This window comes from Geobacillus sp. FSL W8-0026 (assembly GCF_037966255.1).
Classification (GTDB): Bacteria; Bacillota; Bacilli; order Bacillales; family Anoxybacillaceae; genus Geobacillus; species Geobacillus icigianus.
Genome location: NZ_CP150194.1, coordinates 3,087,638 through 3,111,794 on the forward strand (window position 1 = coordinate 3,087,638; position 24,157 = coordinate 3,111,794).

Genomic DNA, 24,157 nt, shown 5'->3' on the forward strand with positions numbered 1-24,157 from the left:
TCATCGTAGCGTTTCTTATTTTATCAAAAACGAAAAAGAAGGAAAAGCCGCCTGTTCGGCTTTTCCTCACCGTTTTTTCTTTTTCTTCTTTTTCGCTTTCGCGCTGCGGTTTGGGCCGCTTTGCGCTTTCGGCTCCGCCTTTTTCTTTTGTTTTTTCCCTTCGATGACGACCGGAGCGGCTTTCGCTTTCGACGGGCGGCGTCCTTTCATGCCGACGACTTCAAAGTCGACGATCCGCTCGTCTTTGTTGACGTTGATGACGCGGACGGTGATTTCATCGCCGATGCGGTACATTTTCCCGGTCCGCTCGCCGATCATCGCATAGCTGCGCTCGTCGTAGCGGTAATAATCGTCCGTTAAATAACTGACGTGCACCAATCCTTCGATCGTGTTCGGGAGCTCGACAAACAGGCCGAAGTTCGTCACCGAGCTGATGATGCCGTCAAATTCCATCCCGATTTTGTCTTCCATAAACTCCGTTTTCTTCAAATCATCGGTTTCCCGCTCAGCCTCGACGGCGCGCCGCTCCATGTTGGACGCGTGTTCGGCAATGTCCGGCAGCTTTTCCGCCCATTTTTGCTGGGTGTCAGCATCCATCTGGCCGTTGATGAGATACGTCCGGATCAGCCGGTGAACGATCAAATCCGGATAGCGGCGGATCGGCGACGTAAAATGGGTGTAAAACTCGGTTGACAGCCCATAATGGCCGAGGCTTTCGGCGTCATAGCGGGCCTGCTTCATCGACCGAAGCATGACGGTCGAAATGACCATCTCTTCCGGTTCGCCGCGCACCGCTTCGAGAATTTGCTGGAGGGCGCGCGGATGGATGTGGTTGCCCGTTCCTTTCACGACATAGCCGAAGTTCGTGATGAACTCCAAAAAGCGCTGCAGTTTTTCCGGTTTTGGGTCTTCGTGAACGCGGTACATAAACGGCACGTTCAGCCAATGGAAATGCTCGGCGACCGTTTCGTTTGCCGCCAACATAAACTCTTCGATGAGCCGCTCGGCGACCGACCGCTCGCGCAAGACGACATCGTACGGTTTGCCGTTTTCATCAACAAGCACTTTCGCTTCTTTAAAATCGAAATCGATCGCCCCGCGCTTCATCCGCTTGGTGCGCAAAATATCAGCGAGCTCGGCCATCAGCTCAAACATCGGCACGAGCGGCGCGTATGTTTCCCGCAACGCCTCGTCTTTATCGACCAAAATTTTATTGACATCGGAATACGTCATCCGCTCGACGGTGCGGATGACGCTTTGGAAAATGTCATGGCGGACGACTTCGCCTTGCGGGGTGATTTCCATTTCACACGACAGCGTCAACCGGTCGACTTTCGGGTTGAGCGAGCAAATGCCGTTCGACAGCCGGTGCGGAATCATCGGGATGACGCGGTCGACCAAATAAACGCTCGTGCCGCGCTCATACGCTTCGCGGTCGATCGGCGACCCTTCCTCAACATAGTAGCTGACATCGGCGATATGGACGCCAAGTTTGTAGTTGCCATTCTCAAGTTTTGTCACCGTCACCGCATCGTCCAAGTCTTTCGCGTCTTCCCCGTCGATCGTCACGATCATCTCACCGCGCAAGTCACGGCGCCCCTCCAAATCTTTTTCCGTAATGACGTCTGGAACACGGTTGGCGTGCTCGATGACGTCATCTGGAAACTGCAGCGGCAAACCGTGCTTATAGATGACCGATAAAATATCGACGCCCGGGTCGTTTTTATGGCCGAGAATTTGGACGACTTCCCCTTCGGCGCTCATCCGCCCTTCCGGATACGAGGTGAGGCGGACGACGACTTTATGCCCTTCGACCGCTCCGTTCGCCGCGTTTTTCGGGATGAAAATGTCATTGACGATCCGTTTGTCATCGGGGATGACAAAGCCGAAATATTTGCTTTCCGTGTATGTACCGACGACTTCTTTCACCCCGCGCTCCAAAATGCGGACGATCGTCCCTTCGCGGCGCGCTCCGGATGAGTCGGCCTGAACGCGAACAAGCACCGTGTCGCCATGCATGGCGTTTTTCAATTCGGACGGCGGGATGAAAATATCATCCATTCCCGGCTCTTCCGGGGTGACGAAGGCAAACCCCTTCGGATGGCCCGTCACTTTGCCGCGCACGAGATTCATCCGCTCAGGCACGCCGTAGCGGTTGCTGCGCGTCCGGACGACAAGGCCTTCCTCTTCCATGGCGACAAGCGTTTTAACCAGTTCCTTAAATCCATCCGCATCCCCGATGCCAAAGGCTTCTTCAAGCTCCTCAACAGTGAGCGGCTTGTACGCTTCATCGCGCATAAACGCCAAAATTCGTTCAGCCAACGCCTGATCCATCGGCCTTTCCCTCCTTTCCAACGCTACCAAGCTAACGACTCCAAAAAGGCATAAATATCGTCATGCAGCTGTTCTTTTTCCTGATCCAACGTGATAACATGGCCGGATTGCTCATACCATTTGATTTGCTTGATTGGCGCTCCGATTTCGTTATAAATAATATTGGCGCTGTCCGGGTTGATCATTTCATCATGGCGCGCCTGAACGACAAACGTCGGCGCGTAAACCAAGTCCAAATGGTCGCGCACCTCGGCAATCAATGCCTGCAACGCTTTCAATGTGCTCATCGGCGTTTCCTTGAAACGCTCCATTTCCGCTTCAATTTGTTCGGGCGATTTTCCTTCGCGCTTTTTATACTCGCGCGCATACTCGAGCACACCTTCATACATCGTTTCTTCGCTTTTGATGTACATCGGCGCGCACATCGTCACAATGCCTTCTATAGGTACAGTGTAACCTAATTTTAACGAAAATACGCCTCCAAGCGACAATCCGGCGACGGCGATTTTTTCATAGCCTTTGTTTTTCAAAAACTGATAGCCGTTCATGACGTCTTGCCACCAATCATCCGGACCGGTATGGACAAGCTCTTCCGGCGGCACGCCGTGCCCTTTGTAAATCGGCGCGTGGCACGTGTAGCCTTTCGACTCCAAGAATCGCCCAAGCATCCGAACGTCAGCGGAGTTGCCGGTGAACCCATGCAAAAGCAACACAGCGCGCTCCCCAGCCTCAAAGAAAAACGGTTTGGGTGGAACTAGTTTCATCATCGTTCTCCTTCCTCTCTGGATGAAATAGAAAAGGCAGCCCGTTTTCGTGTCAGGACCGCCCCCGCTTTTCGCTTATGCTCATTCAAGATAGGCAATGACAAACGACAGCACAAAAAACAACACGGCCAATACGATCGTCACGCGCTGAAACAACGCATCGAGTCCGCGCGCTTTTTGCTTCCCGAACAATTGCTCGGCACCGCCGGTGATCGCTCCCGACAGCCCAGCGCTGCGGCCCGATTGCAGCAGCACGACAACGATCAGCGCAACCGACACAATGACAAGCAGCGTCACAAGCAAGGCATGCATGCCTGACACCTCCAACGACCTACGTTGCAATAGTTTTACTATACCATACATCGCTGTTGGCGGCAACTGCCTCACCTGTCTCCACACGTCGAAAGGCATAGATTCGCTTTTTTTACAAAAAACACAATAAGGGAGACGCTCAAATGGAGAAAATCGATGAAATCATTGACGAATGCGTGGCAAAAATCGCAATGCATCTGACTTGATCAGCCTAGAAGGCTGCGGATGTAAGGGGGCAAGCCTCTTCTCTTATCAAGCCCGCTTCTTAAACAGATAAGCCTTGTCACGTCAGGAGCGCCTTTCAAACGTTTCCCCATTGCTCAAGAGAAACGACCGCTTTTCATCAGCCATCTAGAAGGGTGGTGATTTCGTACAAAATACGGCTATTCCATATGTTTCTCAGTTAGAGAAGCCTTGCGAAATCAGCCTTTTTTTAGCGAAATGCCGCTGATTTGCTCGGGGCAGCCGTTTTTCACCTGCCATCTAGGAAGCTGGTGACTTCATCGCGGATACGTGTTTACCATGTCATTTCTCAATTAGAAAAACCTTGCTTCCATCGATCCTACTTCTCATGCGCTCTTCCATTGATGAAGCGAATCAGCGTTTTTTCACCAGCCTACTAGACAGCCGAACCGAAGGACGGGCGGCAAAAAACTCCCCGCCTCTCCCTTTGCATAGATCCTCCATCCGCTTGACCCTCCATGCCTTGGGCGCGGTATGATCATTGTCGTCCGCAGCCGAAATACGTTACAATGAAAACAAATCGGCAACGACGGGAGGGACTCCAATGGCAAGACCAGACGAACGAGTCGTCATCGCGATTGACGGCTACCAATTCAAACGGGCGCGGGAGGCGAAGGAAGGAAAAATTTTCGTCACCTCGCCGATCGGGGCGAACTTTACGTTTGACGTCAACGTCATGCGGAAGCTGCTTGAGGCGATCGACCGCGACCCGGCGCTCGTGGAACAGTTCGGGCTTCCTTCACCGGGAGCAAACGAATAACAAAGGAACGGCGGCTGGCCGTTCCTTTTTTCCTTATGCGCGCGTCATCCACGCTTCCCGCTCGCGGCCAAACGGATCGTCTTCAACATGGCTCGCAGTTGAAAAGACAAACGCCGGTTTGCGCTCGTTCGTATAGACCGGCCACTTCTCTGGCAAATGCGCGCCATTCGGGTCGCCGGTGCGGGCGAACGAAAGCCAAGCGTAATGCATTTCGTTGGCGATCGCCTCCGCACTCCGGCCAATTCACCGAAAATCGTGATGTTGTCCGGATCGCCGCCAAACGCCTCAATGTTCTCCTTCACCTAGCGCCCAAGTTCGACAGTTTTGAGACCATTTTAGGCAAATGAAAACGGCCAAAATGCTGCAATATCAAGGATTTCATGATGCAGATCCTAGGAAAAAACACCGAATTTCACAGGCACACGACTTTTCTATTTTAACTTTTAAAAGAGCTGAATATCATTACATAGATATGTACATGCGACGGGTTACACGCAAAAAGAAGGATGGAATCACCGTAGCTTACCTCCATCATGAATCGTGGCCGAACGTAAGAGATGAATGTGAGCGTCTTATGCTTGGACATTTTTCTCCAAAAAACGGCGACCTTGATCAACGAACCGAACTGACAGCCAAACAGGCTCAATTATTTGCGACTCTAGGGCTGGAGCCTCCTCCGAAGATTCTAGGCATCCATCCTTGCACCTAGATACACGCCCAACGTATGCCCCAATGCCTCTCGTCCATTTGGTATCAAGGGATGAGAGGCATTTTGTTTGCCTAGTCGCTGTCGAACTCGGGAACCCGATTCCTTGAGTAAAATAGATGTGCTCAAACCCATTCACACAAGGAGGTTCATGTCTTAGGAATCGATGAGCACATCATCAAGGAATCCACCAATTTTTCATGACATTGGGTTGGCGCTTGATTTCTCGAAACCGGTCATCAAGCCTCTCGTTCAAAATGTGCTCATGGATTCCTAGTATCCGTCCCAAGCGCTCATCGAAGCCTGCCTGAAACAAGGATTCCATGTCATCGCCATGCTCAAGACGAACCGGATTCTCTACCCGAACGGCATCGCCGTCCAAGCGAAGGAGTTCGCCCGCTATATCGAGCCCAACGACACCCGCTTCGTCACGGTGGGGAACGAGCGTGATCGTGTCTACCGCTATGAAGGTGCGCTCAACGGTCTTGATGATGCAGTGGTGCGGCTGGCTTGGAAGGCGGATCAACCGATGACACCCGAACATCTTCATTGCATCTAGAGCACCGATCGGGAGCTGAGTGACGAAGACATCTTGCGTTACGATGCCCAGCGCTGGACGATCGAATACGTTTTCCAGCAGGCCAAAGACCAGCTGAAGTCAGGTGGGACCGTGTTCGCCACGTTCGGGCGGTGAAACGGTATTGGATCACCGTGTTGTTGGCTTGCGTGTACAGTATAGCCGAATCTCCACAAGACCTCTCCGCCGGACGGGAGCTTCTTCAGTCTCGGAAAGGGCACAGCATCGTCGAGTTCATCGATAACGCCGCAAAGCAAGAGATTCCCATTGATGCAATCAAAAAACAACTCCATGTTGCCTAAGGGATACCCTGTTTGTCTCTCAGAGAATGGAAATTACTGCAATAAAAATGCTCATCTACAGTTACCATTAGAGACTCCATATCGAGCCACCAAACGGTTTTTCAGTAAACAAAAGGGAGAAAATTTGCTTTGGCTGAATGAACGTGCAAAAACGTGTCTAAATTTCTGTAGATGAGCAAATTTGCTAACATAAATTGACAGCTAAACAAAAAAGGAGACATGAACCCAGCTCCTTGAGTAAAATAGATGTGCTCAAACTACCCACAAGGAGGTTCATGTCTCATGAATCGATGAGCACATCATCAAGGAATCCACAAGTTTTTCATGACGCTGGGATTGGCGCTTGATTTCTCGAAACCGGTCATCAAGCATCTCGTTCATATTGTGGATGCCTTGACTACCAAGGGATTTTCGGGAACATTGACCGATGTCCATCACTGGAGTTTTCATCCCAATCATCGAACCACGCTCAGCCATTTTTTCACGAAAAGCCCTTGGGATGAAGAGACGTTGCTTCGCAAACTCCAGCAATGGATCCTTCATCGCATCCAGCGAATCGCCAAACAGGAGAATCAACCCCTTTTTGTTTCGATTGATGATACGATTTGCCAAAAAACGAAGCCTTCGTCACGGGCTGCCCGCGCCATTCAAGGGTGTGATTGGCACTACTCGCACAAAGATCATCAATCCGTTTGGGGGCATTCGCTCGTTTGGCGGATGGTGCATACTTTCTCGCAAGCGTTCCCGTTCGCCTTTCGTCTGTATGACAAGACGGCGGGAAGAAGCAAGATCGACCTAGCGATCGAGATGCTTTCCTCGCTCAAGGGGAAACGGGCTCAGCCGGTGTATGTGCTCATGGATTCGTGGTATCCGTCCCAAGCGCTCATCGAAGCCTGCCTGAAACAAGGATTCCATGTCATCGCCATGCTCAAGACGAACCGGATTCTCTATCCGAAAGGTATCGCCATCCAAGCGAAGAAGTTCGCCCGCTATATCGAGCCCAACGACACCCACCTCGTCACGGTGGGGAAGGAGCGTTACCGCGTGTATCGCTACGAGGGAGCGATCCATGGCCTCGATGACGCGGTGGTGCTGCTGGCTTGGAAGGCGGATGAACCGATGACGCCAGATCATCTCCATGTCGTCTTGAGCACCGACCGGGAGCTAGGCGATGAAGAGATCTTGCGTTATTATGCCCAGCGCTGGACGATCGAATGCTTTTTCCGGCAGGCCAAAGACCAGCTGAAGTCAGGTGGACCGTGTTCGTCACATTCGGGCGGTGAAACGGTATTGGGCCGTGGTGCTGTTCGCCTGCGTATACAGCATCGCGGAATCTCAACAAGACCTCTCTTCCGGCCTAGAGCTTCTTCGTTCTCGGAAAGGACACAGCATCGTCGAGTTCATCTACGATGCCGCAAAGCAAGAGATTCCCATTGATGTAATTAAAAAACAGCTCCATGTCGCCTAAGGGGTCCCCTGTTTGTCTCTTAGGGCATGGAAATTATTGTAATGAAAAATGCTCATCTACGATAAAAACTCTAGTGCCGAGGCTTCAAATCGGCCAGGGTTTTTCTCCTTGATCTCATTTATAATTTGAACAACAAGATTCTTAACGTTAACATCAACTTTCGAAACGACTTTAGCATATGCTTTGCGTGAAGGAGCATCGTTGAGTATTCTTTTATGCAAGATTTTTACCCATCCCTTTGCATGAGGCAACATAGAAGGCAGCGATTCCGCAAAGTTTTTCAAGGATTCTTCTGCACCAAACACCTTATCATATGATTCAATCGCATGTATTAATCCAAACATAACCTCATCGCACTCTGTTGAGTCGTCAAACCCTAAACACAAATGTTTGATATGTTCAGCCTTTTTCATGCCCACAATATTAACAATTGCTTGTTCAAATTGCTGTATTTCTTGCTCTGTTCTGAGTAGACGACTATCTATTAGTTTTTGTGTTTCATGAGCAAGATCCATTGTTTCGCTCCTCCTTTATTTATTAAATAAATCTGGATACATATCCTTATTCATTCGAATAACATCTTTTAAACTTTGTCTAATTTCTCGGGTATATAATCCATCGTTCTTGTATATTCTCCTTGCATCCCAAGTGTCATGCGCTAGGGCAGCCCTTGGAGATAGGTTTAAATATTCCTGAAGCCTCTGACCAATCATTCCGTAAGTAGCCGTTTTCCGATGTCTTCCACCGACTCCAAGATGTGGATGCTCCATATTCATACTTACACCATCATTTTTATGAATACCTGCTTTAGTTTTGATATATTTTGCGGATGGCATATGATGAGGTGTAATATTATCCCCACGACGTCCGGCATCTATTAACTCTTCATAAGTGCCGACCTTCCCTTCTTCTGGAAGAAGAGTTTTCCCCTCTCTCTTTCCAACTATCTCCTTCTCAACTTTCTTGATCATGTTGAGGGACGCATCTTTCGCCTCACTCATCCACCCTCGAGGCGCCGAACCCATTCCCGCATACGCCGGCTTCCATGAAACGGAGGCGACGCTTTCCGCTAATTCGTCCCATTGCTTTTTGAACAATCGAGCCGTTTCGGCAAGAGGGGAGCGGACGGTTTGGCGAAAGGCGATGTCGCCGATCGCTTTCATTTTATCATGGCACACGACATGTTTCACTTTCGCAAGGGCGGAGGCGGCATCGATCGCCTTTGCGCCCTTGATCGCCGCTTTTCCGGCGACGCCGGCTCCTTTAGCCGGAGGCACAATCGATAACAGCAACATCCCGCCCGCCAGCAGCCGATCCCCGATCGACAGGCGCTCGCCGGTGATCGGGTCGTACTCGCCAAATACGCGCTGTACGTCATATCAGCCGAGAAGCTCTAAACCGAATTCCTTCATGTTGTCGGCCAGCGTCTCGTCCGCTTGGCGCATCGCGGCGGTAGTACGCTAGATCAGTTCTTTGTTTTTATGAGATTTTCGAGGGCACACGAGCAGTGAACTTCGTTTTTAAAACAAAAACCTTGAAAGGCTTGTCGCCAATCAAGGTTTATTTGTGTTTTCCAATTCAACACAGAATTTTATCCATTCATTTTCTCATATACCTACAAGTTATCAATTCCTTCTTGAAACATATCTATTATATAATCATCAAATGTATCATAGCGAACGGAAAGTTCTTTCCCTCCTCTAACCCAACTATACACTTTTTCGTCACGAACATCCGCCGAATACATACATCGAACAAATTCTCCTGAATCTTCGATAACAATTAGTTTCTTATCTAGCCCTAACTTTCGCCATCTTTCTGTTGCTTTTACTACAGAAGCACCAAGATTTCCTTCAATACCTAAGATTTCAACCCCACATATACCCCCTGAGCCATATTCCTTTAGAAAAGCACGATAACTTTGAGGGAACTGTAAACCGAGTATTTCTTCAGCTTTTCGGATCTCCTCCTCTGATGCGCCTCCGAAAAAATCCCTTTCCTCTCCATACTCTTCGACCATTTTTTTTATTTTCTCATTCATCACATTTTTCCTCCCTTCTAATCTTCATTTGCACGCATTTTCCAATAGTTGCTTCTAAAATTATTATATTGTTTTTCAAGCAACGGATCATTTCTAAAGCTATTTCCGTCCTCTACCAAGCCGTGTAATTCTCTGCTGAACTTATCATGTATAGATTCAGCAATCTCAACCATTCCCCTAGGCTCTTTTTGAATCAGATGATGAAGTTCAATTTTACTTTCTTTTCCGTCTTTAACAACATAAGGAGATTTCCCCTTCGCCATCAGTTCTTTATTAGTCAACCCGACTGCTGCAGGATCTTTCGGCACATAATTTTTATCAATCTCTATTTGGTAAACTCTTCTTGACACATCTACTTCCTTACCCGCAACTTTAACTGTTCCTTTTACTTCTACAACAGAATATTTATCAGGTAACCAATCCAATTGGATTTTTTCTGAAGATAGCTTAGTAGCTTTTAGTCTCGTAGTTACTTTCCTCTTCGTTGTACTACTAATTATCCCTTTTCCAATTGCTTCCCCTTCAACTCTCTTGATCATATGGAAAGTAGCATCTTTAACTTCATTCTTGGACCCACTCATCCACACCCGAGACGCCGGGCCTACTCCGGCATATGCCGGCTGCCAAGAAACGGAGGCAATGCTTTCGACGAATTCATCCCACTGCTTCTTAAACAGGCGGGCGGTTTCCGTCAACGGCGCTTTGACGACTTGATGGTAGATTGTTTGGAAGAACCCTTTTATTTTATCACCGTGCACGACATGTTTCACTTTCGACAAGGTGGAAGCGGTGTCGAGCGCCTTCGCTCCCTTGATCGCTGCTTTTCCGGCTATGCCGGCGCCTTTGGCCGGTGGAACAACCGACAATAGCAACATCCCGCCTGCCAGCAGCCGATCTCCCGCTGACAGGCGCTCCCCAGTGACCGGATCGTACTCGCCGAATAGTCGTTGCACGTCGTACCATCCGAGAAACTCCAACCCCAATTCCTTCATATTGTCGGCGAGCGTTTGGTCCGCTTGGCGCATCGCGGCGGCGGTGCGATACAGAAGTTCTTCGGCTTCGTTCAGTTTGTCTTCATAACGCTTCAGCCAATGAACGAGTTCATCCCTCAGCTCTTCGATCGCGGGTGTGCTGACGCCCGGGAGATTCATCACAAGGGAGGAGAGCTCCCACGATAACGTCGTCCGTGCCCGTTGGCACGCATCTTCCGCTTTGGGAATATGTCCGGCGACCGTTTCCAACTCATCCGGTTTCAACCAAATCATGTGATCACAACTCCTCTATCATTCGACGAAGACGGGCGATTTCCCTGCTGATTTCATCGACCCATTCATCCGCCGTCGCCTCAATCTGCGCCTCGATTTGCTTTAAATCGGCATAGACCCACTCATCCGCTTCCCGCGCCTCCCCTTGCCAGTACGGAATAGATTCATCGTTGGCGCGATGAAAGCTGCGAATGCCACCTTGAAATTCTTCCATCGCTTCATGCACTTGCCCTTGGTAAGACCGTAAAATGGAGATCGCTGTTTCGTATGCTCTCCTCCCTCTATAAATATTGATGTATCAAGGCTTTGTGGCCTCTCAGGGGTGTCAAAAAAATATTTTTCGACAAAATCCATTACATCCTTTTTCAGTTTTGTGGATATCTTACAGACCTAGGGTGCGCTTCGCGGCCACTGCTGGGTATTTTTTACTGTAGTGGGGAGAAGCGTATTCGATGCACCCTTGGATCTCTGCATCGCTGATGAGGACGAACCCTCCCATGTCTCCGGGCGTCTTCGCGCCAACATTCCCTCGTTCGGTCTCTTCATCAGGCAGAGGCCAGCTAAGCTCCTTAAGGGACTCAAGGTCGAATGGATGATATCGCGCCAGCTTCTCCGGTGTCATCCTGTTGTCAAGAGAATTCCGTTTTACGCGAGAAGACAGGCACTAGGCGGCCCGGACTTGAACATGGGCGAAGACATCTTGCCTCATTCGTTCTCCATCAAACGCTTGCTTCTTCGTGCAGATGGTCAACAACACCTTGAGCAGTTTGCCGCACAACACCACGATCGATTGTTTTTTGGACAGCGGATTCACCGCTCGGGTCGTGTAATCATTATGCAACTCGCGAAACGCCTCATTATGGCGGATCAGGGGGATCATCGTCCGAAACAGAACCGAACGCAGCCGTTTTCGTCCTCGTTTCGAGATCCGTTTTTGCCCTTTGTGCTGGCCGGAGGAGTTCTCCTTGAGCGTCAGGCCCGCGAATTTGATCAGTTGCCGCGGGTCCCGGTAGTGGGCAAAGCTCCCGATCTCGGCCAACAGGTCAACGATCGTGGCATCTCCTAGGCCATCCACCGTTTTCAACCACTGATATTCCACGGTCGTTTGCGCCAATGCCGTCAGTTCCGCATCCAGTGCGGCGATTTCCTCCTCCAATTGGCGATATCGGCGGACGAGCGCGGCGATCTCCAAACGGGCCATCTGCTGTCCTTCCGTCACGCCAATGGAATGGCTCGCGGCCTCAAGCAGCTTCCGGATTTTCGGTTTCTGGGGCGCTTTCAGCCCTTCACGTTGCCGGTAGATCTCCACAAGCTCCTCCACGGTGCGGCCGGTGATCTCCTCCGGAAACGGGGTGAGTTCCAGCACGGCCAGCGCCATTTTCCCAAAGCTGGAGAAGACGGCGGAGAACTCAGGAAAATACCGGTCGGTCCAACGGATCATCGCGTTGCGCACGGCTGTATGCTCTTTCATGAACTTCTCCCGCAGTGTGCTCCCCACGCGTAAATCCGCTTCGATGTCGCGAAGGAGCCGAGGGAAGCTAAACCGCCCGTCTTTCGCCAGTCTGGCAATGACCCGTGCGTCTTTGGCATCGTGTTTCGTCGGCAGATTGTCATCGAGCTCTTTCGATCGGCGCACATGCGCAGGATTGACCATGACCAACGGGATCCCTTTTTCCTCAAGGAAATAGGCCAGGTTCAACCAGTAGTGCCCGGTCGGCTCGATCGCCACGATGACCTTGGTTTTCCCAAACTCGTTCATCGCTTGTCGAATGCGCTGATCCAGCTGCTCAAAGCCTGATTTCGACTGGATGACGGGAAACGATGTCTGGAGCACGCGTCCCCGGGCATCGACGAAGCAGGCGTAGTGCTTTCGTTTGGCGATGTCCATCCCTACCACGAGTGTTTCATCCGTGACTTGATCGATCTTGTGATTTTGTGTACAATTCATCTGAAGTCCTCCTTGGCATGAATTCAGGGTCCATTGGTTGGTTGACACCCCTGCATCATACCAAGAGGGCTTTTTTTGTTCAAGTCCTCGGAAAAGCTTCTAACAGGAATGCTCTTTACTTGTATACTCAATATCTGGTTTTAGTACCTTTTTACGACCATCTTTAGTGTAATGATCTCCATAACTCACTTTAGTAGGAACTTTTGGCGTCCCCTTGGCACCCTTCTCAACCACTTCCCCCTCAACTTTCTTGATCATGTTGAGGGACGCATCTTTCGCCTCACCCATCCACACCCGAGGCGCCGGCCCCACTCCCGCATACGCCGGCTGCCATGAAACGGAGGCGACGTTTCCTACTAATTCGTCCCATTGCTTCTTGAACAATCGGGCTGTTTCGGCAAGAGGGGAGCGGACGGTTTGGCGAAAGGCGATGTCGCCGATCGCTTTCATTTTATCATCGCGCACGACATGTTTCACTTTCGCAAGGGCGGAGGCGGCATCGATCGCCTTGGCGCCCTTGATCGCCGCTTTTCCGGCGACGCCGGCACTTTTAGCCGGAGGAACAATCGATAACAGCAACATCCCGCCCGCCAGCAACCGATCCCCGATCAACAGGCGCTCGCCGGTGATCGGGTCGTACTCGCCAAATACGCGCTGCACGTCATACCAGCCGAGAAGCTCTAAACCGAATTCCTTCATGTTGTCGGCGAGCGTCTCGTCCGCTTGGCGCATCAACTACTAAACCAGCCCTGTTATAAAATAGAAAAACCTTGAAAGGCTTCTAGCCAATCAAGGCTTTCTAAATAAGTTCTTAAATACTACCTAATACTTCGTCCACTGAATCACTAAACAATTCCGGATCTTCTCTTTTTATATCTTCCAATAAGTCTTTAATAATATTTCTTGCTTTTATATCAATATCCCGCAGGACCTTTGCATAAATCATACGCACTTGAGGATGATTTAATATTCTATAATGCAAGATTTCGATCCATTCTCTCCCACAATCTATAATGATTGGAACAGAGTTAGCAATTAATTTTAATCCCTCCTCTATTTTATTCTTATATAAATGCTCAATAGTATGCACTAAGTTAAACATTACCTCATGGTTCTCAGTATTATCATCAAAAGCTAACATTAAATCTTTAATAATCGAAACCTCATCATATTCATATATATTTTTTAGAGCTTGCTCAAATTCTTCCACTTGTTTTTCTGTCTCAAGCAGACGGTTATGGTATACCTTTTTTATTTCCGACTTAATGTCCAAAAACATTCCCTCCTTAAAATAATTACTTTCTAAATAATTCGGGATACAATTCTTTATTCAATTGAATTACATCTCTTAAACTTTTTCTTATTTCCGAAGTGTATAGCCCATCCTCCATATAAATTCTTCGAGCATCCCAAATATCATGTGCTAGTGCGTCTCGGTAGCTAAGATTTAAATAATCGTTTAATCTTTCTCCAGAAAGTCCATAAGTATAAGTTCTACGATGTCTTCCCCCAGTACCAGGATGCGGTTGTTCCATATTCATGCTAACACCATCATTTCGCTTTATACCGACTTTCTTTATTTTTTCGGCAGATGGCATATGGTGTGGGGTGAGATGATCAAACGCTTTACCTTGCTTTATTAATTGTTTGTAAGTTCCTATTTTTCCCTCACCCGGCAATAAACCTTTTTTTCCGTCCCCTTGGCACCCTTCTCAACCACTCCCCCCTCAACTTTCTTGATCATGTTGAGGGACGCATCTTTCACTTCGTTCATCCACACCCGAGGCGCCGCCCCCACTCCCGCATACGCCGGCTGCCATGAAACGGAGGCGACGTTTCCTACTAATTCGTCCCATTGCTTCTTGAACAATCGGGCTGTTTCGGCAAGAGGAGAGCGGACGGTTTGGCGAAAGGCGATGTCGCCGATCGCTTTCATTTTATCATCGCGCACGACATGTTTCACTTTCGGGCGGAGGCGGCATCGATCGCCTTGGCCCCCTTGATCGCCGCTTTTCCAGCAACGCCGGCACTTTTAGCCGGAGGAACAATCGACAACAGCAACATCCCGCCCGCCAGCAGCCGATCCCCGATCGACAGGCGCTCGCCGGTGATCGGGTCGTACTCGCCAAATACGCGCTGCACGTCATACCAGCCGAGGAGCTCCAGACCGAATTCCTTCATGTTGTCGGCCAGCGTCTCGTCCGCTTGGCGCATCGCGGCGGCAGCGCGATACAGAAGTTCTTCCGCTTCGTTCAGTTTGTCTTCATAACGCTTCAGCCAATGAACGAGTTCGTCCCGCAACACTTCGATGGCGGGCGTGCTGACGCCGGGGAGGTCCATCACCAGGGAAGAGGGCTCCCATGACAGCGTCGTCCGCGCCCGCTCGCAAGCGTCTTCGGCATCGGGAATGTGCTTCGCGACCGTTTCCAACTCATCCGGTTTCAACCGAATCATGTGATCACAACTCCTCTATCATTCGACGAAGACGGGCGATTTCCCTGCTGATTTCATCGACCCATTCATCCGCCGTCGCCTCAATCCGCATCTCGATTTGTCTTACATCGGCATAGACCCACTCATCCGCTTCCCGCGCCTCCCTTTGCCAGTACGGAATATATTCATCGTTGGCGCGATAAAAGCCGCGAATGCCACCTTGAAATTCTTCCATCGCTTCATGCACTTGCCCTTGGTAAGATTGCAAAATGGCCATCGCTGCTTCGTAAGCCCTCCGCTTCATTTCCTTTTCAATCGACTCTACCATCGATGACACTTGTATTCCCTTCCCGGTTAAAGTGGCGAAATAATGTCCAATATCAAGCTATCCCCTGCTGTTTCAAATAAAAACTTTACATCGTCCCTCCATTGAACCCTCCCTCTAGTTTTTGTTGATATCTAACAGTCTATGGTGCGCTTCGCGGTCACTGCTGAACATTTTTTACTGCAGTGGGTCGGTGTGTATGCGATACACCTTGGATCTCTGCATCGCTGATGAGGACAAACCCTCCCATGTCTCCGGGCGTCTTTGCGCCAACATTCCCTCGTTCGGTCTCTTCATCAGACAGAGGCCGGCTAAGCTCACTCCCTTTAAATAAGTCCCGTTTGCACCACATTCTCGATCCCTTCAGCTTTCATCATTTTGTCCATTCGCTACTCAAGAAATACGATTTTCTTTTATGCCGAAACAACAGTAGGTTTTTTCAATACATCCTGATAAAAACCCTGCTATTATATTTTTTCATCCAAAAAATAATCACACTCTACACCTGCTTATCTCACATTTCGCACCCTAACAGGGTAGAAAGAAAGGATGTTTTATTTCGTTTTTTAGAATACCATTTCGACCAACACAACGAGCGATGACAATCCTTTTTTTACCATCGCTAGTCGTTCCGTATGACGTTACACGTAAATGCTCTCATCCATGCCCAATCCCTGCAGGATCCTTCGCTGATCAGGGGTGAGCGGTTTCCCTAACGCGCGTTGGATGTGCCCATCCGGCAGCTCCAGTAGGACGACTTTCACATACCGGAACAATTGAAAAATCGCCTGCCCGGTGGGTCGGGTCAGTTTCCGACCTCCTGCGCCCTTGAATGGGCGTTCCGGGGGGATGAACGGACGCGCCCGGCGCTGGAAGAGGCGGGAAATGGCCAAGGCCAACAGAAACAGGGAGAGCACCTCGGGATTCCACGTTTTGTCCGACATGTTGCCGTCGTGCACATCGCCGGAAAACGGGATGCCGTCTTCGTTGCCGATCAGCCCGAAACCGATTGGTTTTTGCCAACGATGGTGCCGGTTGTAACCATGTGTGATCTACAGGGCCTCTGACGAGACCGATTCATACGCGCCGTAAACGGTCTTGTCCGTCGTATCGGAGTGGAAGACGCGAAGAGAGAGGCCTTCTTTCTTGTCGATCTGCACGAGGCAAGACGAAAGGACTTGATGGATATTGTCATACGGCTGATCGTCGCTGGAGAATAAGTATTTCTAGAATTCGTTCGATAAATTTGCCAATTTCCCGTGTACTCATGCCACTTTGATACATCTTGATGATGGCTTCCTCCAACCAGCCGGTATGTCGTTGGTAAGGGGCAAACAGCTGCGTTTGAAATTCTCCGTTTCGGTCTCTAGGGACCAAAAGACCTTCAATCCGGCCCTATTGCGTATCTAGATTTCGTTAGTAATAGCCGTTTCTCATGTTTGGCGTTCCAGCCTGTTCGATTTCGAGGAAATGTTTGATTTCTTCCCGCATGATCCGTTCTCATTTTTCTTTTACAAACTGACGAATGGTATTTTCCAGTTGATTTGCCCAGTCTACATTCGGTATACTTTTAGATATAGGTAGGGTTCTCCTTTCTCTAAGATTTTTGGTCCAATCATAGAATACCCTACCTTTTTTCTTTTGTTCTAGCAAAATGCTTTACACAAAATTTTATACATCATCTTAACTTTGATTTAAGTTATGCAAAATAGTACGTATGAACCAAGTAAGTCTATCACTGTTCATTTTCCTCATAGCATGTTTTCTAACAAACTCTTGAATATCATCCCAATGATCAAGTTGAAGAATTTGTTCTAACTCTTGCTGAAGTTTTTGTCGATATTTCCTCTCTTCAGTTAAACGAAATTCTTTGACTAGTGTTTCTAATTCTTCATAGTTAGCACTGGGGGTAAAATAACATTCAAGAAAATATTTAAAAGTATCGTACTTCAGGTCCTCGTTCAATGATATCACCCTTTATTTAACAATAGGAAATGCAGTTACTATTCTGAATCCTAGCTCCTGTGTTGAATCCCTAATCAATACTACTCTAGGAGGCTGGTGATTTAGTGCAAAAACGACTGATTCCACTCCTTTCTCAATTAGAGAAACCTTACAGAATCAGCTTTCTTTTCTGAATGAACATGCCGACGATTAGCGGTGACAGCCGTTTTTCACCGCCCTTCTAGAATTGGTTAGGTTATAAACGACATATTTTTTATCTCTAAGAACCCCTTTTCCTATTGGATGATTGTGTGATACATCGAATATTTTTCTTCCCGCATCAGATTCATTTAGCCATTTAGCAATATCATCGGCATTCTTGCGCAAGTTTTCCTGAATAGCTTTAATGGCTATCTGCTTATTAGTAAACGTAGTAGCTGCTTCTACATCTTCTTGAATGGATCTTTTAATGAGTTCTTCATTTGTTTTTGACACATGTCTATCTAAAGTATGTCCGCCAGCAGCTTCCATCCTATCAAGAAAATCAACATCGATTTTCCGTATTAGATCTGGATCTGCTGCATCTATACCCTTAGCACCCTTCTCAACCACTCCCCCCTCAACTTTCTTGATCCTGTTGAGGGACGCATCTTTCACTTCGTTCATCCACACCCGAGGCGCCGCCCCCACTCCCGCATACGCCGGCTGCTAGGAAACGGAGGCGACGCTTTTGACTAATTCGTCCCATTGCTTCTTGAACAGGCGGGCGGTTTCCGCAAACGGCGCTTTGATGACTTGATGGTAGATCGTGTGGAAGATCGTCTTCATGGTATCATCGCGCACGACATGTTTCACTTTCGCAAGGAAGAGAGTCCTTTTTGCATCTTTTTGCTTACTTCCCCCGCCCCACCGAAGGAAATCCTCCTCTTTTTGAATAGAAGGGGAACTTCTTTCTCCTACAAACATTTTCCTCATACTATAACTGTTTGCGTAAACACTTTGCATATCTCTGTACTTTCATTTTGTGGAAAATAACTTCTTCCTTTACTACGTCCAAATCCTGTTTCTGACAGGCTAACACACTTTTGTTATGCTGTACAGATGCTTCATCTTCCAAACATCCAATGAATTCCAGCCTTGGATGCCCGTCCTTTTCGTCAGCCAACTGTTTAAAGTATTCAGCTTATTTGAATAGTTTCCTTACTTTTAACGCTGTCTGTGGGACGTTACTACCTAAACGTTTCAGCTCGTCCACCTGTGCCATTAGAACTGCCTTTTCCTGTGCTTATTTTGCCGTTCTCCTTTTCATCCTTTGATTTTGGACATACCAAAAAAGCTCATTCCTCCTTATCATTCAAGTTGGAATAAGCCTTTGAAAGCTGATCTAAGCGTGTTCGTTGAGTTGTTTAATGTTTGGTTTGTTGGTTGTATGGTACGATCCTGCTGTTAATGATGTAAACCTCATGTAATTGCATCCCGTTTAGAAACTATTTTTTCTCTCTTTCCACCGTCTCTAAATATCTTTTTAAATGTTTTTTTCCAGAGTTACTTTTAGGCATAATGCCAAGATACTTATATTTCCAAATAGTCTTTCTTTCGTGCAAGTCTGCATTTGAAAGATCATCATAATTAAAATCAATTTTAAATTTTCCTGTATTGTCCAAGATTAAAGTGAAATTGGTCCAAGGCTCTTGAGTGTTATCTTTAAACTCTGTCCAGAGCTTCTGAGTAAGATCCATTAATTGATTCAATTTTTCTGAATATTCATGTTCACTTACTCTAAAAATTTCAGGAATATCATGACTGTAAACAGGTTTATCACTTCCTTCAGGATAGTAATAAAAGTAAGCAGTTCGAGAGCCTTCAACAATCTCACCATATAGATAAACCTTAGACCACTCCTCAGGAATAGTATCAACAACAACTTCTGCTATCTCATGGTATAGGATTCCTAATTTTTCTTCATTCATCTAACTTCCCCCCTAGTACATTATCAAATCGCCTAATTTCCCAATCATCATCACCAATTTTGTACTTAATATCAAAACTTATTGGGCGGTGAGAATCTCCCTTATAATTTGGCTTTATCTTTACTTTCACTTCATCGCCTTGTTTAATTGCTTCTGCCCAAGTATTCTCAAGTTTCTTCCATTCACCCTTATTGAGATTCCCATTCATTGGTACAAGATTATCGAGATCACCTGAACCTTTAAAAATACTTGCAATTAAATGCCCACCTTCATCATCTGGCAATCTGTCTTCCCGTCCTGCAACTTTCTGAGCATAATTATTTCTTTTTCCATGTCCTAACTTGAGAGTACCTTCAGCACTGGAAATCCGTCCATTACTATCTGTTTTATAAGTGTATCCCTCTTTACTTGTATACTCAATATCTGGTTTTAGTACCTTTTTACGACCATCTTTAGTGTAATGATCTCCATAACTCACTTTAGTAGGAACTTTTGGCGTCCCCTTGGCACCCTTCTCAACCACTTCCCCCTCAACTTTCTTGATCATGTTGAGGGACGCATCTTTCGCCTCACCCATCCACACCCGAGGCGCCGGCCCCACTCCCGCATACGCCGGCTGCCATGAAACGGAGGCGACGTTTCCTACTAATTCGTCCCATTGCTTCTTGAACAATCGGGCTGTTTCGGCAAGAGGGGAGCGGACGGTTTGGCGAAAGGCGATGTCGCCGATCGCTTTCATTTTATCATCGCGCACGACATGTTTCACTTTCGCAAGGGCGGAGGTGGCATCGATCGCCTTGGCGCCCTTGATCGCCGCTTTTCCGGCGACGCCGGCACTTTTAGCCGGTGGTACAATCGATAATAACAACATCCCGCCCGCCAGCAATCGGTCCCCGGCCGACAGGCGCTCGCCGGTGATCGGGTCGTACTCGCCAAATACGCGCTGCACGTCATACCAGCCGAGAAGCTCTAAACCGAATTCCTTCATGTTGTCGACGAGCATTTGATCTGCCTAATGTGTTACTGTAGAAGTGAATTATCGAACCATCCACGTTATATTTAAAACAGAAAAACCTTGAAAGGCTTGTGGCCAATCAAGGCTATCTTTATTATTTATAATCAACCGATCCTATATATTTAAGATTTCGAGTCTCCTTTACCGTACCATCGTATTTAAAATCATAGAGTAATACAATAGAATTTACTTTTTCTATTAAATCACCATTATTTAGATTTAAGAACTTGGGGATTATTACATTATCATATGAAAAACCCTCGAGTAGGTTTTCAAAGCTTTGGGAAGGTTCATTATAAAAGTGTGTTTCTTTAAAATCCTCATCATAGTATTCAATTTTAAATTCTTTTTCAAATTCAGAAGGTATAGCGTCACCATCCTCATTATATTTAACTAGTAAATATTCTTGAAATTCCTTAGCGGATTTAAAATGACCGACCCATAGCGATACAAAACCTTTACTTTCCATAAACATTTTCCCCCTTCATTTATGGTCTTAATCCTTCGGGTAACGCGTCTACACCGCCTTCAAGTCTATAATGAGCCCAATTTTGAAGTCTCCTCTTAAAAGTGGCATAATCTAGTGAAGTGTCAATTATCTCTAATAATTCATTATGAGCTTTGGTGGAACCTTTTCCCCCATGGATTCCTTTTGGATTAACAAATTTTACATCTTCTATGGCAGTTCTTAGCTCCTTGATTTGTTCTGCTGTAATTCCCCAGCGTTTAAAAATAGGAGCTCGAGATACTAAATGCCACTCATGGAATCCTCCTGGATGTCTAAGTCTACTTTCAATAGCCTTCCTCAATTTAGGGTCAGACCATACTTCATCCAACTCATCAGGAGTCAGTGAATTGAACCATTTATTAAACTCTCCATTTTTTACTGATGGAACGGAATCAAGCTTCCCTATCCCCTTCTCAACCACTTCCCCCTCAACTTTCTTGATCATGTTGAGGGACGCATCTTTCGCCTCACTCATCCACACCCGAGGCGACGGGCCCACTCCCGCATACGCCGGCTGCCATGAAACGGAGGCGACGCTTTCTACTAATTCGTCCCATTGCTTCTTGAACAATCGGGCTGTTTCGGCAAGAGGGGAGCGGACGGTTTGGCGAAAGGCGATGTCGCCGATCGCTTTCATTTTATCATCGCGCACGACATGTTTCACTTTCGACAAGGTGGAAGCGGTGTCGAGCGCCTTCGCCCCCTTGATCGCCGCTTTTCCGGCGACGCCGGCACTTTTAGCCGGAGGAACAATCGATAACAGCAACATCCCGCCCGCCAGCAGCCGGTCCCCGATCGACAGGCGCTCCCCGGTGATCGGGTCGTACTCGCCAAATACGCGCTGCACGTCATACCAGCCGAGAAGCTCCAAGCCGAATTCCTTCATGTTATCGGCGAGCGTCTCGTCCGCTTGGCGCATTGCCGCCGCCGTTCGATAGAGCAGTTCTTCCGCTTCGTTGAGCTTTTCTTCATAACGCCGCAACCAATGAATCAGTTCGTCCCGCAGCGCTTCAATCGCGGGCGTGCTGACGCCGGGGAGGTCCATCGCAAGGGAAGAGGGCTCCCATGACAGCGTCGTCCGCGCCCGCTGGCACGCATCTTCGGCATCGGGAATGTGCTTCGCGACCGTTTCCAACTCATCAGGCTTCAATCGAATCATAGTGGATCACAACTCCTCTATCATTCGACGAAGACGGGCGATTTCCCTGCTGATTTCATCGATCAATTCATCCGCCGTCGTCCCAATTCGTGTCTCGAGTTGCTTTAAATCAGCATAAATCCACTCATACGCTTCCCGCGCCTCCCCTTGCCAGTACGGAATAGATTCATCGTTGGCGCGATAAAAGCCGCGAATGCCACCTTGAAATTCTTCCATCGCTTCATGCACTTGCCCTTGGTAAGATTGCAAAATGGCCATCGCTGCTTCGTAAGCCCTCCGCTTCATTTCCTTTTCAATCGACTCTACCATCGATGACACTTGGATTCCCTCCCCCGTTAAAACGGCGAAATAATGGCTAATATCAATCTATTCCGACTGTTTCAAATAAAAACTTTACATCGTCCCTTCATTGAACCCTCCTATAACCTGGGTGACAAAGGATTCATCAGTAGCGAATGGCAAAAAAAGCTGTATGGAAATTACCAAATCGCTTTTTGGACTCCCTCTCGCAAAAATCAGAAACATCGTCCATCCGAAGCATGGGAGAAGTGGATCAAGCAAAAATGGAAATTCATAGAAACGTTGTTTTCCGTCCTCGTTGACCGGTATCGTATGACAGACATTCGTGCTCACTCAATTGCGGGGTTTGAAGTGGCACTCGATGTCATTTTGTTGGTGTATTCGCTTGTAATACTCGGGCTAGTTGAGCGCTAGGGTTCAACTAGCACCACGAGTTATTACCTATATTTTTTGAATTACGATTTCGCAAGATCCCTCTTCTAAAGAGTTCAATTCATCATAATGGATATGGGTACCTGTCGGTACTTCATTTTGTGCTAGTGTAAGTAAATGTTTAGCCATGGATATCAAACCATCTTTATTAGCTCGTATTATGATTGTGTTTCCATTTATTTCAGTCTCAATTATGAAATTATCCTCCCATACGAATTGGAAGCCTGAATCATTCCTATACTTTGGAATTTTAATCTGAATATCCATTTTACTCCTCCAAATAAATGTGAAGATTTTGGTCTACTTTCATTTTACCAGGCTTACTAGGGTTAGGAACTAGAGTTTCAAAATTCATGTGTGGTCCTCCCCCATGTTTACCCAGTATATCACCATCTCCCATTCTTACAACTCGTGTTCCGTCCGTGGATACGAAGCGTCCATTCCCCATATCCTTATACCCCGGTCCTAAAAACTTTTCTGCTGCTTCAAGAGCATCATTAATTTTCATCTTCATTCCATTTTTAAGACGAAGTTGATTAAGACTAACAGGTTTATACGTATCCTTAGTAACAGTTTCACCTGTACCTTTCCCAACCACCTCTCCTTCAGCTTTCTTTATCATATGAAAAGTGGCATCTTTAACTTCATTCCTCGCCCCACTCATCCACACCCGCGGCGCTGGGCCCACCCCCGCATACGCCGGCTGCCATGAAACGGAGGCGACGCTTTCTACTAATTCGTCCCATTGCTTCTTGAACAATCGGGCTGTTTCGGCAAGAGGGGAGCGGACGGTTTGGCGAAAGGCGATGTCGCCGATCGCTTTCATTTTATCATCGCGCACGACATGTTTCACTTTCGACAAGGTGGAAGCGGTGTCGAGCGCCTTCGCCCCCTTGATCGCCGCTTTTCCGGCGACGCCGGCTCCTTTAGCCGGAGGTACAATCGATAACAGCAACATCCCGCCCGCCAGCAGCCGATCCCCGATCGACAGGCGCTCCCCAGTGACCGGATCGTACTCGCCGAATAGTCGTTGCACGTCGTACCATCCGAGAAACTCCAACCCCAATTCCTTCATATTGTCGGCGAGCGTTTGGTCCGCTTGGCGCATCGCGGCGGCGGTGCGATACAGAAGTTCTTCGGCTTCGTTCAGTTTGTCTTCATAACGCTTCAGCCAATGAACGAGTTCATCCCTCAGCTCTTCGATCGCGGGTGTGCTGACGCCCGGGAGATTCATCACAAGGGAGGAGAGCTCCCACGATAACGTCGTCCGTGCCCGTTGGCACGCATCTTCCGCTTCGGGAATATGTCCGGCGACCGTTTCCAACTCATCCGGTTTCAACCGAATCATGTG

At 47.9% G+C, this 24,157-nt stretch carries 21 protein-coding genes and 10 pseudogenes; 5 read left to right on the forward strand and 26 right to left on the reverse strand.

Annotation, left to right across the window (positions count from 1 at the left end; all coding sequences use genetic code 11):
- Window positions 1-66 precede the first annotated feature (66 nt).
- From rnr to secG, 3 genes are all read right to left on the reverse strand, one after another.
- Window positions 67-2,334, reverse strand: coding sequence for a ribonuclease R (gene rnr, locus NST29_RS15525; RefSeq protein WP_033017717.1), 2,268 nt, complete (start codon window positions 2,332-2,334; stop codon window positions 67-69).
- Between the two features lie 23 nt (window positions 2,335-2,357).
- Window positions 2,358-3,101 (reverse strand): carboxylesterase, encoded by a 744-nt coding sequence (locus NST29_RS15530; RefSeq protein WP_108209725.1) that lies wholly within the window; start codon window positions 3,099-3,101, stop codon window positions 2,358-2,360.
- Window positions 3,102-3,179: 78 nt separating this feature from the next.
- The gene (secG, locus tag NST29_RS15535) at window positions 3,180-3,410 is read right to left on the reverse strand and encodes a preprotein translocase subunit SecG (protein ID WP_033017713.1); all 231 of its coding nucleotides are present in this window, start codon (window positions 3,408-3,410) and stop codon (window positions 3,180-3,182) included.
- A gap of 787 nt (window positions 3,411-4,197) precedes the next feature.
- Here secG and NST29_RS15540 point away from each other — a divergent pair.
- Window positions 4,198-4,413 (forward strand): hypothetical protein, encoded by a 216-nt coding sequence (locus NST29_RS15540; protein ID WP_033017712.1) that lies wholly within the window; start codon window positions 4,198-4,200, stop codon window positions 4,411-4,413.
- Window positions 4,414-4,446: 33 nt separating this feature from the next.
- Here the strand turns inward: NST29_RS15540 and NST29_RS15545 are convergent.
- A pseudogene (locus NST29_RS15545) lies at window positions 4,447-4,657 on the reverse strand (carboxylesterase); the annotation flags it as partial.
- Between the two features lie 288 nt (window positions 4,658-4,945).
- On the opposite strand from NST29_RS15545, the pseudogene NST29_RS15550 reads away from it, so the two are divergent.
- The 3 pseudogenes from NST29_RS15550 to NST29_RS15560 all read left to right on the forward strand — a co-directional run.
- A pseudogene (locus NST29_RS15550) lies at window positions 4,946-5,122 on the forward strand (transposase); the annotation flags it as partial.
- Between the two features lie 256 nt (window positions 5,123-5,378).
- Window positions 5,379-5,998 (forward strand): annotated as a pseudogene (locus NST29_RS15555) (transposase); the annotation flags it as partial.
- Between the two features lie 324 nt (window positions 5,999-6,322).
- Window positions 6,323-7,466: pseudogene (locus tag NST29_RS15560) on the forward strand (IS701 family transposase).
- Between the two features lie 56 nt (window positions 7,467-7,522).
- Here the strand turns inward: NST29_RS15560 and NST29_RS15565 are convergent.
- The 20 genes and pseudogenes from NST29_RS15565 to NST29_RS15660 form a co-directional block, all read right to left on the reverse strand.
- Window positions 7,523-7,981, reverse strand: coding sequence for an Imm30 family immunity protein (locus NST29_RS15565; protein ID WP_033018466.1), 459 nt, complete (start codon window positions 7,979-7,981; stop codon window positions 7,523-7,525).
- A 15-nt stretch (window positions 7,982-7,996) separates the two neighbouring features.
- Window positions 7,997-8,974 (reverse strand): annotated as a pseudogene (locus NST29_RS15570) (pre-toxin TG domain-containing protein).
- Between the two features lie 107 nt (window positions 8,975-9,081).
- Complete coding sequence (locus tag NST29_RS15575; RefSeq protein ID WP_008881169.1) at window positions 9,082-9,507, reverse strand: SMI1/KNR4 family protein; 426 nt, start codon at window positions 9,505-9,507, stop codon at window positions 9,082-9,084.
- A gap of 17 nt (window positions 9,508-9,524) precedes the next feature.
- Window positions 9,525-10,772, reverse strand: a complete 1,248-nt coding sequence (locus tag NST29_RS15580) for an HNH/ENDO VII family nuclease (RefSeq protein ID WP_033021440.1) — start codon at window positions 10,770-10,772, stop codon at window positions 9,525-9,527.
- Window positions 10,773-10,776: 4 nt separating this feature from the next.
- On the reverse strand, window positions 10,777-11,067 hold the full coding sequence (locus NST29_RS15585) for a hypothetical protein (protein ID WP_033021442.1): 291 nt from the start codon (window positions 11,065-11,067) through the stop codon (window positions 10,777-10,779).
- Window positions 11,068-11,436: 369 nt separating this feature from the next.
- On the reverse strand, window positions 11,437-12,720 hold the full coding sequence (locus NST29_RS15590) for an IS110 family transposase (RefSeq protein WP_033021446.1): 1,284 nt from the start codon (window positions 12,718-12,720) through the stop codon (window positions 11,437-11,439).
- Window positions 12,721-12,939: 219 nt separating this feature from the next.
- Window positions 12,940-13,452, reverse strand: a pseudogene (locus NST29_RS15595) (pre-toxin TG domain-containing protein); the annotation flags it as partial.
- A 79-nt stretch (window positions 13,453-13,531) separates the two neighbouring features.
- A complete protein-coding gene (locus tag NST29_RS15600; RefSeq protein ID WP_324698867.1) occupies window positions 13,532-13,993 on the reverse strand; it encodes an Imm30 family immunity protein in 462 nt (153 codons plus the stop codon).
- 22 nt (window positions 13,994-14,015) lie between these two features.
- Window positions 14,016-15,174, reverse strand: a pseudogene (locus NST29_RS15605) (pre-toxin TG domain-containing protein).
- Between the two features lie 4 nt (window positions 15,175-15,178).
- On the reverse strand, window positions 15,179-15,490 hold the full coding sequence (locus NST29_RS15610; RefSeq protein WP_033023410.1) for a hypothetical protein: 312 nt from the start codon (window positions 15,488-15,490) through the stop codon (window positions 15,179-15,181).
- Between the two features lie 629 nt (window positions 15,491-16,119).
- A pseudogene (locus NST29_RS15615) lies at window positions 16,120-16,683 on the reverse strand (hypothetical protein); the annotation flags it as partial.
- A pseudogene (locus tag NST29_RS15620) lies at window positions 16,668-17,056 on the reverse strand (transposase); the annotation flags it as partial. The pseudogenes NST29_RS15620 and NST29_RS15615, both read right to left, overlap by 16 nt.
- Window positions 17,057-17,161: 105 nt before the next feature.
- The gene (locus tag NST29_RS15625; protein WP_033023414.1) at window positions 17,162-17,443 is read right to left on the reverse strand and encodes a hypothetical protein; all 282 of its coding nucleotides are present in this window, start codon (window positions 17,441-17,443) and stop codon (window positions 17,162-17,164) included.
- A gap of 189 nt (window positions 17,444-17,632) precedes the next feature.
- Entirely contained in the window at window positions 17,633-18,088 is a 456-nt protein-coding gene (locus NST29_RS15630; protein ID WP_324699052.1) for an RNase A-like domain-containing protein, read from the reverse strand.
- 42 nt (window positions 18,089-18,130) lie between these two features.
- Window positions 18,131-18,265 (reverse strand): hypothetical protein, encoded by a 135-nt coding sequence (locus NST29_RS15635; protein ID WP_324698862.1) that lies wholly within the window; start codon window positions 18,263-18,265, stop codon window positions 18,131-18,133.
- Between the two features lie 644 nt (window positions 18,266-18,909).
- Entirely contained in the window at window positions 18,910-19,392 is a 483-nt protein-coding gene (locus NST29_RS15640) for an antitoxin YezG family protein (protein WP_033023420.1), read from the reverse strand.
- Entirely contained in the window at window positions 19,385-20,395 is a 1,011-nt protein-coding gene (locus tag NST29_RS15645; RefSeq protein ID WP_324698860.1) for a DNA/RNA non-specific endonuclease, read from the reverse strand. The genes NST29_RS15640 and NST29_RS15645 overlap by 8 nt, the downstream gene beginning before the upstream one ends.
- Window positions 20,396-20,501: 106 nt before the next feature.
- Complete coding sequence (locus tag NST29_RS15650) at window positions 20,502-20,876, reverse strand: immunity 22 family protein (protein WP_033843104.1); 375 nt, start codon at window positions 20,874-20,876, stop codon at window positions 20,502-20,504.
- A gap of 19 nt (window positions 20,877-20,895) precedes the next feature.
- Window positions 20,896-22,074 (reverse strand): pre-toxin TG domain-containing protein, encoded by a 1,179-nt coding sequence (locus tag NST29_RS15655; RefSeq protein ID WP_108209727.1) that lies wholly within the window; start codon window positions 22,072-22,074, stop codon window positions 20,896-20,898.
- Between the two features lie 6 nt (window positions 22,075-22,080).
- Window positions 22,081-22,392, reverse strand: coding sequence for a hypothetical protein (locus NST29_RS15660; protein ID WP_033017775.1), 312 nt, complete (start codon window positions 22,390-22,392; stop codon window positions 22,081-22,083).
- Between the two features lie 96 nt (window positions 22,393-22,488).
- Between NST29_RS15660 and NST29_RS15665 the strand changes: the two are divergent.
- Window positions 22,489-22,788, forward strand: a pseudogene (locus NST29_RS15665) (transposase); the annotation flags it as partial.
- Between the two features lie 27 nt (window positions 22,789-22,815).
- Here the strand turns inward: NST29_RS15665 and NST29_RS15670 are convergent.
- Both NST29_RS15670 and NST29_RS15675 read right to left on the reverse strand, forming a co-directional pair.
- Window positions 22,816-23,073 carry a hypothetical protein gene (locus tag NST29_RS15670; protein WP_033017774.1) on the reverse strand — a complete coding sequence of 86 codons (258 nt, stop codon included), beginning with the start codon at window positions 23,071-23,073 and terminating at the stop codon, window positions 22,816-22,818.
- Window position 23,074: 1 nt separating this feature from the next.
- Entirely contained in the window at window positions 23,075-24,154 is a 1,080-nt protein-coding gene (locus NST29_RS15675) for a pre-toxin TG domain-containing protein (RefSeq protein WP_081916984.1), read from the reverse strand.
- Window positions 24,155-24,157 lie beyond the last annotated feature (3 nt).

Bases quoted from the DNA above. Each gene is read 5' to 3' on its own strand.
- rnr (WP_033017717.1), bottom strand. From the start codon at position 2,334: ATGGATCAGGCGTTGGCTGAACGAATTTTGGCGTTTATGCGCGATGAA.
- NST29_RS15530 (WP_108209725.1), bottom strand. From the start codon at position 3,101: ATGATGAAACTAGTTCCACCCAAACCGTTTTTCTTTGAGGCTGGGGAG.
- secG (WP_033017713.1), bottom strand. From the start codon at position 3,410: ATGCATGCCTTGCTTGTGACGCTGCTTGTCATTGTGTCGGTTGCGCTG.
- NST29_RS15540 (WP_033017712.1), top strand. From the start codon at position 4,198: ATGGCAAGACCAGACGAACGAGTCGTCATCGCGATTGACGGCTACCAA.
- NST29_RS15565 (WP_033018466.1), bottom strand. From the start codon at position 7,981: ATGGATCTTGCTCATGAAACACAAAAACTAATAGATAGTCGTCTACTC.
- NST29_RS15575 (WP_008881169.1), bottom strand. From the start codon at position 9,507: ATGAATGAGAAAATAAAAAAAATGGTCGAAGAGTATGGAGAGGAAAGG.
- NST29_RS15580 (WP_033021440.1), bottom strand. From the start codon at position 10,772: ATGATTTGGTTGAAACCGGATGAGTTGGAAACGGTCGCCGGACATATT.
- NST29_RS15590 (WP_033021446.1), bottom strand. From the start codon at position 12,720: ATGAATTGTACACAAAATCACAAGATCGATCAAGTCACGGATGAAACA.
- NST29_RS15630 (WP_324699052.1), bottom strand. From the start codon at position 18,088: ATGAACGAAGTGAAAGATGCGTCCCTCAACAGGATCAAGAAAGTTGAG.
- NST29_RS15640 (WP_033023420.1), bottom strand. From the start codon at position 19,392: ATGAATGAAGAAAAATTAGGAATCCTATACCATGAGATAGCAGAAGTT.
- NST29_RS15645 (WP_324698860.1), bottom strand. From the start codon at position 20,395: ATGCTCGTCGACAACATGAAGGAATTCGGTTTAGAGCTTCTCGGCTGG.
- NST29_RS15650 (WP_033843104.1), bottom strand. From the start codon at position 20,876: ATGGAAAGTAAAGGTTTTGTATCGCTATGGGTCGGTCATTTTAAATCC.
- NST29_RS15655 (WP_108209727.1), bottom strand. From the start codon at position 22,074: ATGATTCGATTGAAGCCTGATGAGTTGGAAACGGTCGCGAAGCACATT.
- NST29_RS15670 (WP_033017774.1), bottom strand. From the start codon at position 23,073: ATGGATATTCAGATTAAAATTCCAAAGTATAGGAATGATTCAGGCTTC.
- NST29_RS15675 (WP_081916984.1), bottom strand. From the start codon at position 24,154: ATGATTCGGTTGAAACCGGATGAGTTGGAAACGGTCGCCGGACATATT.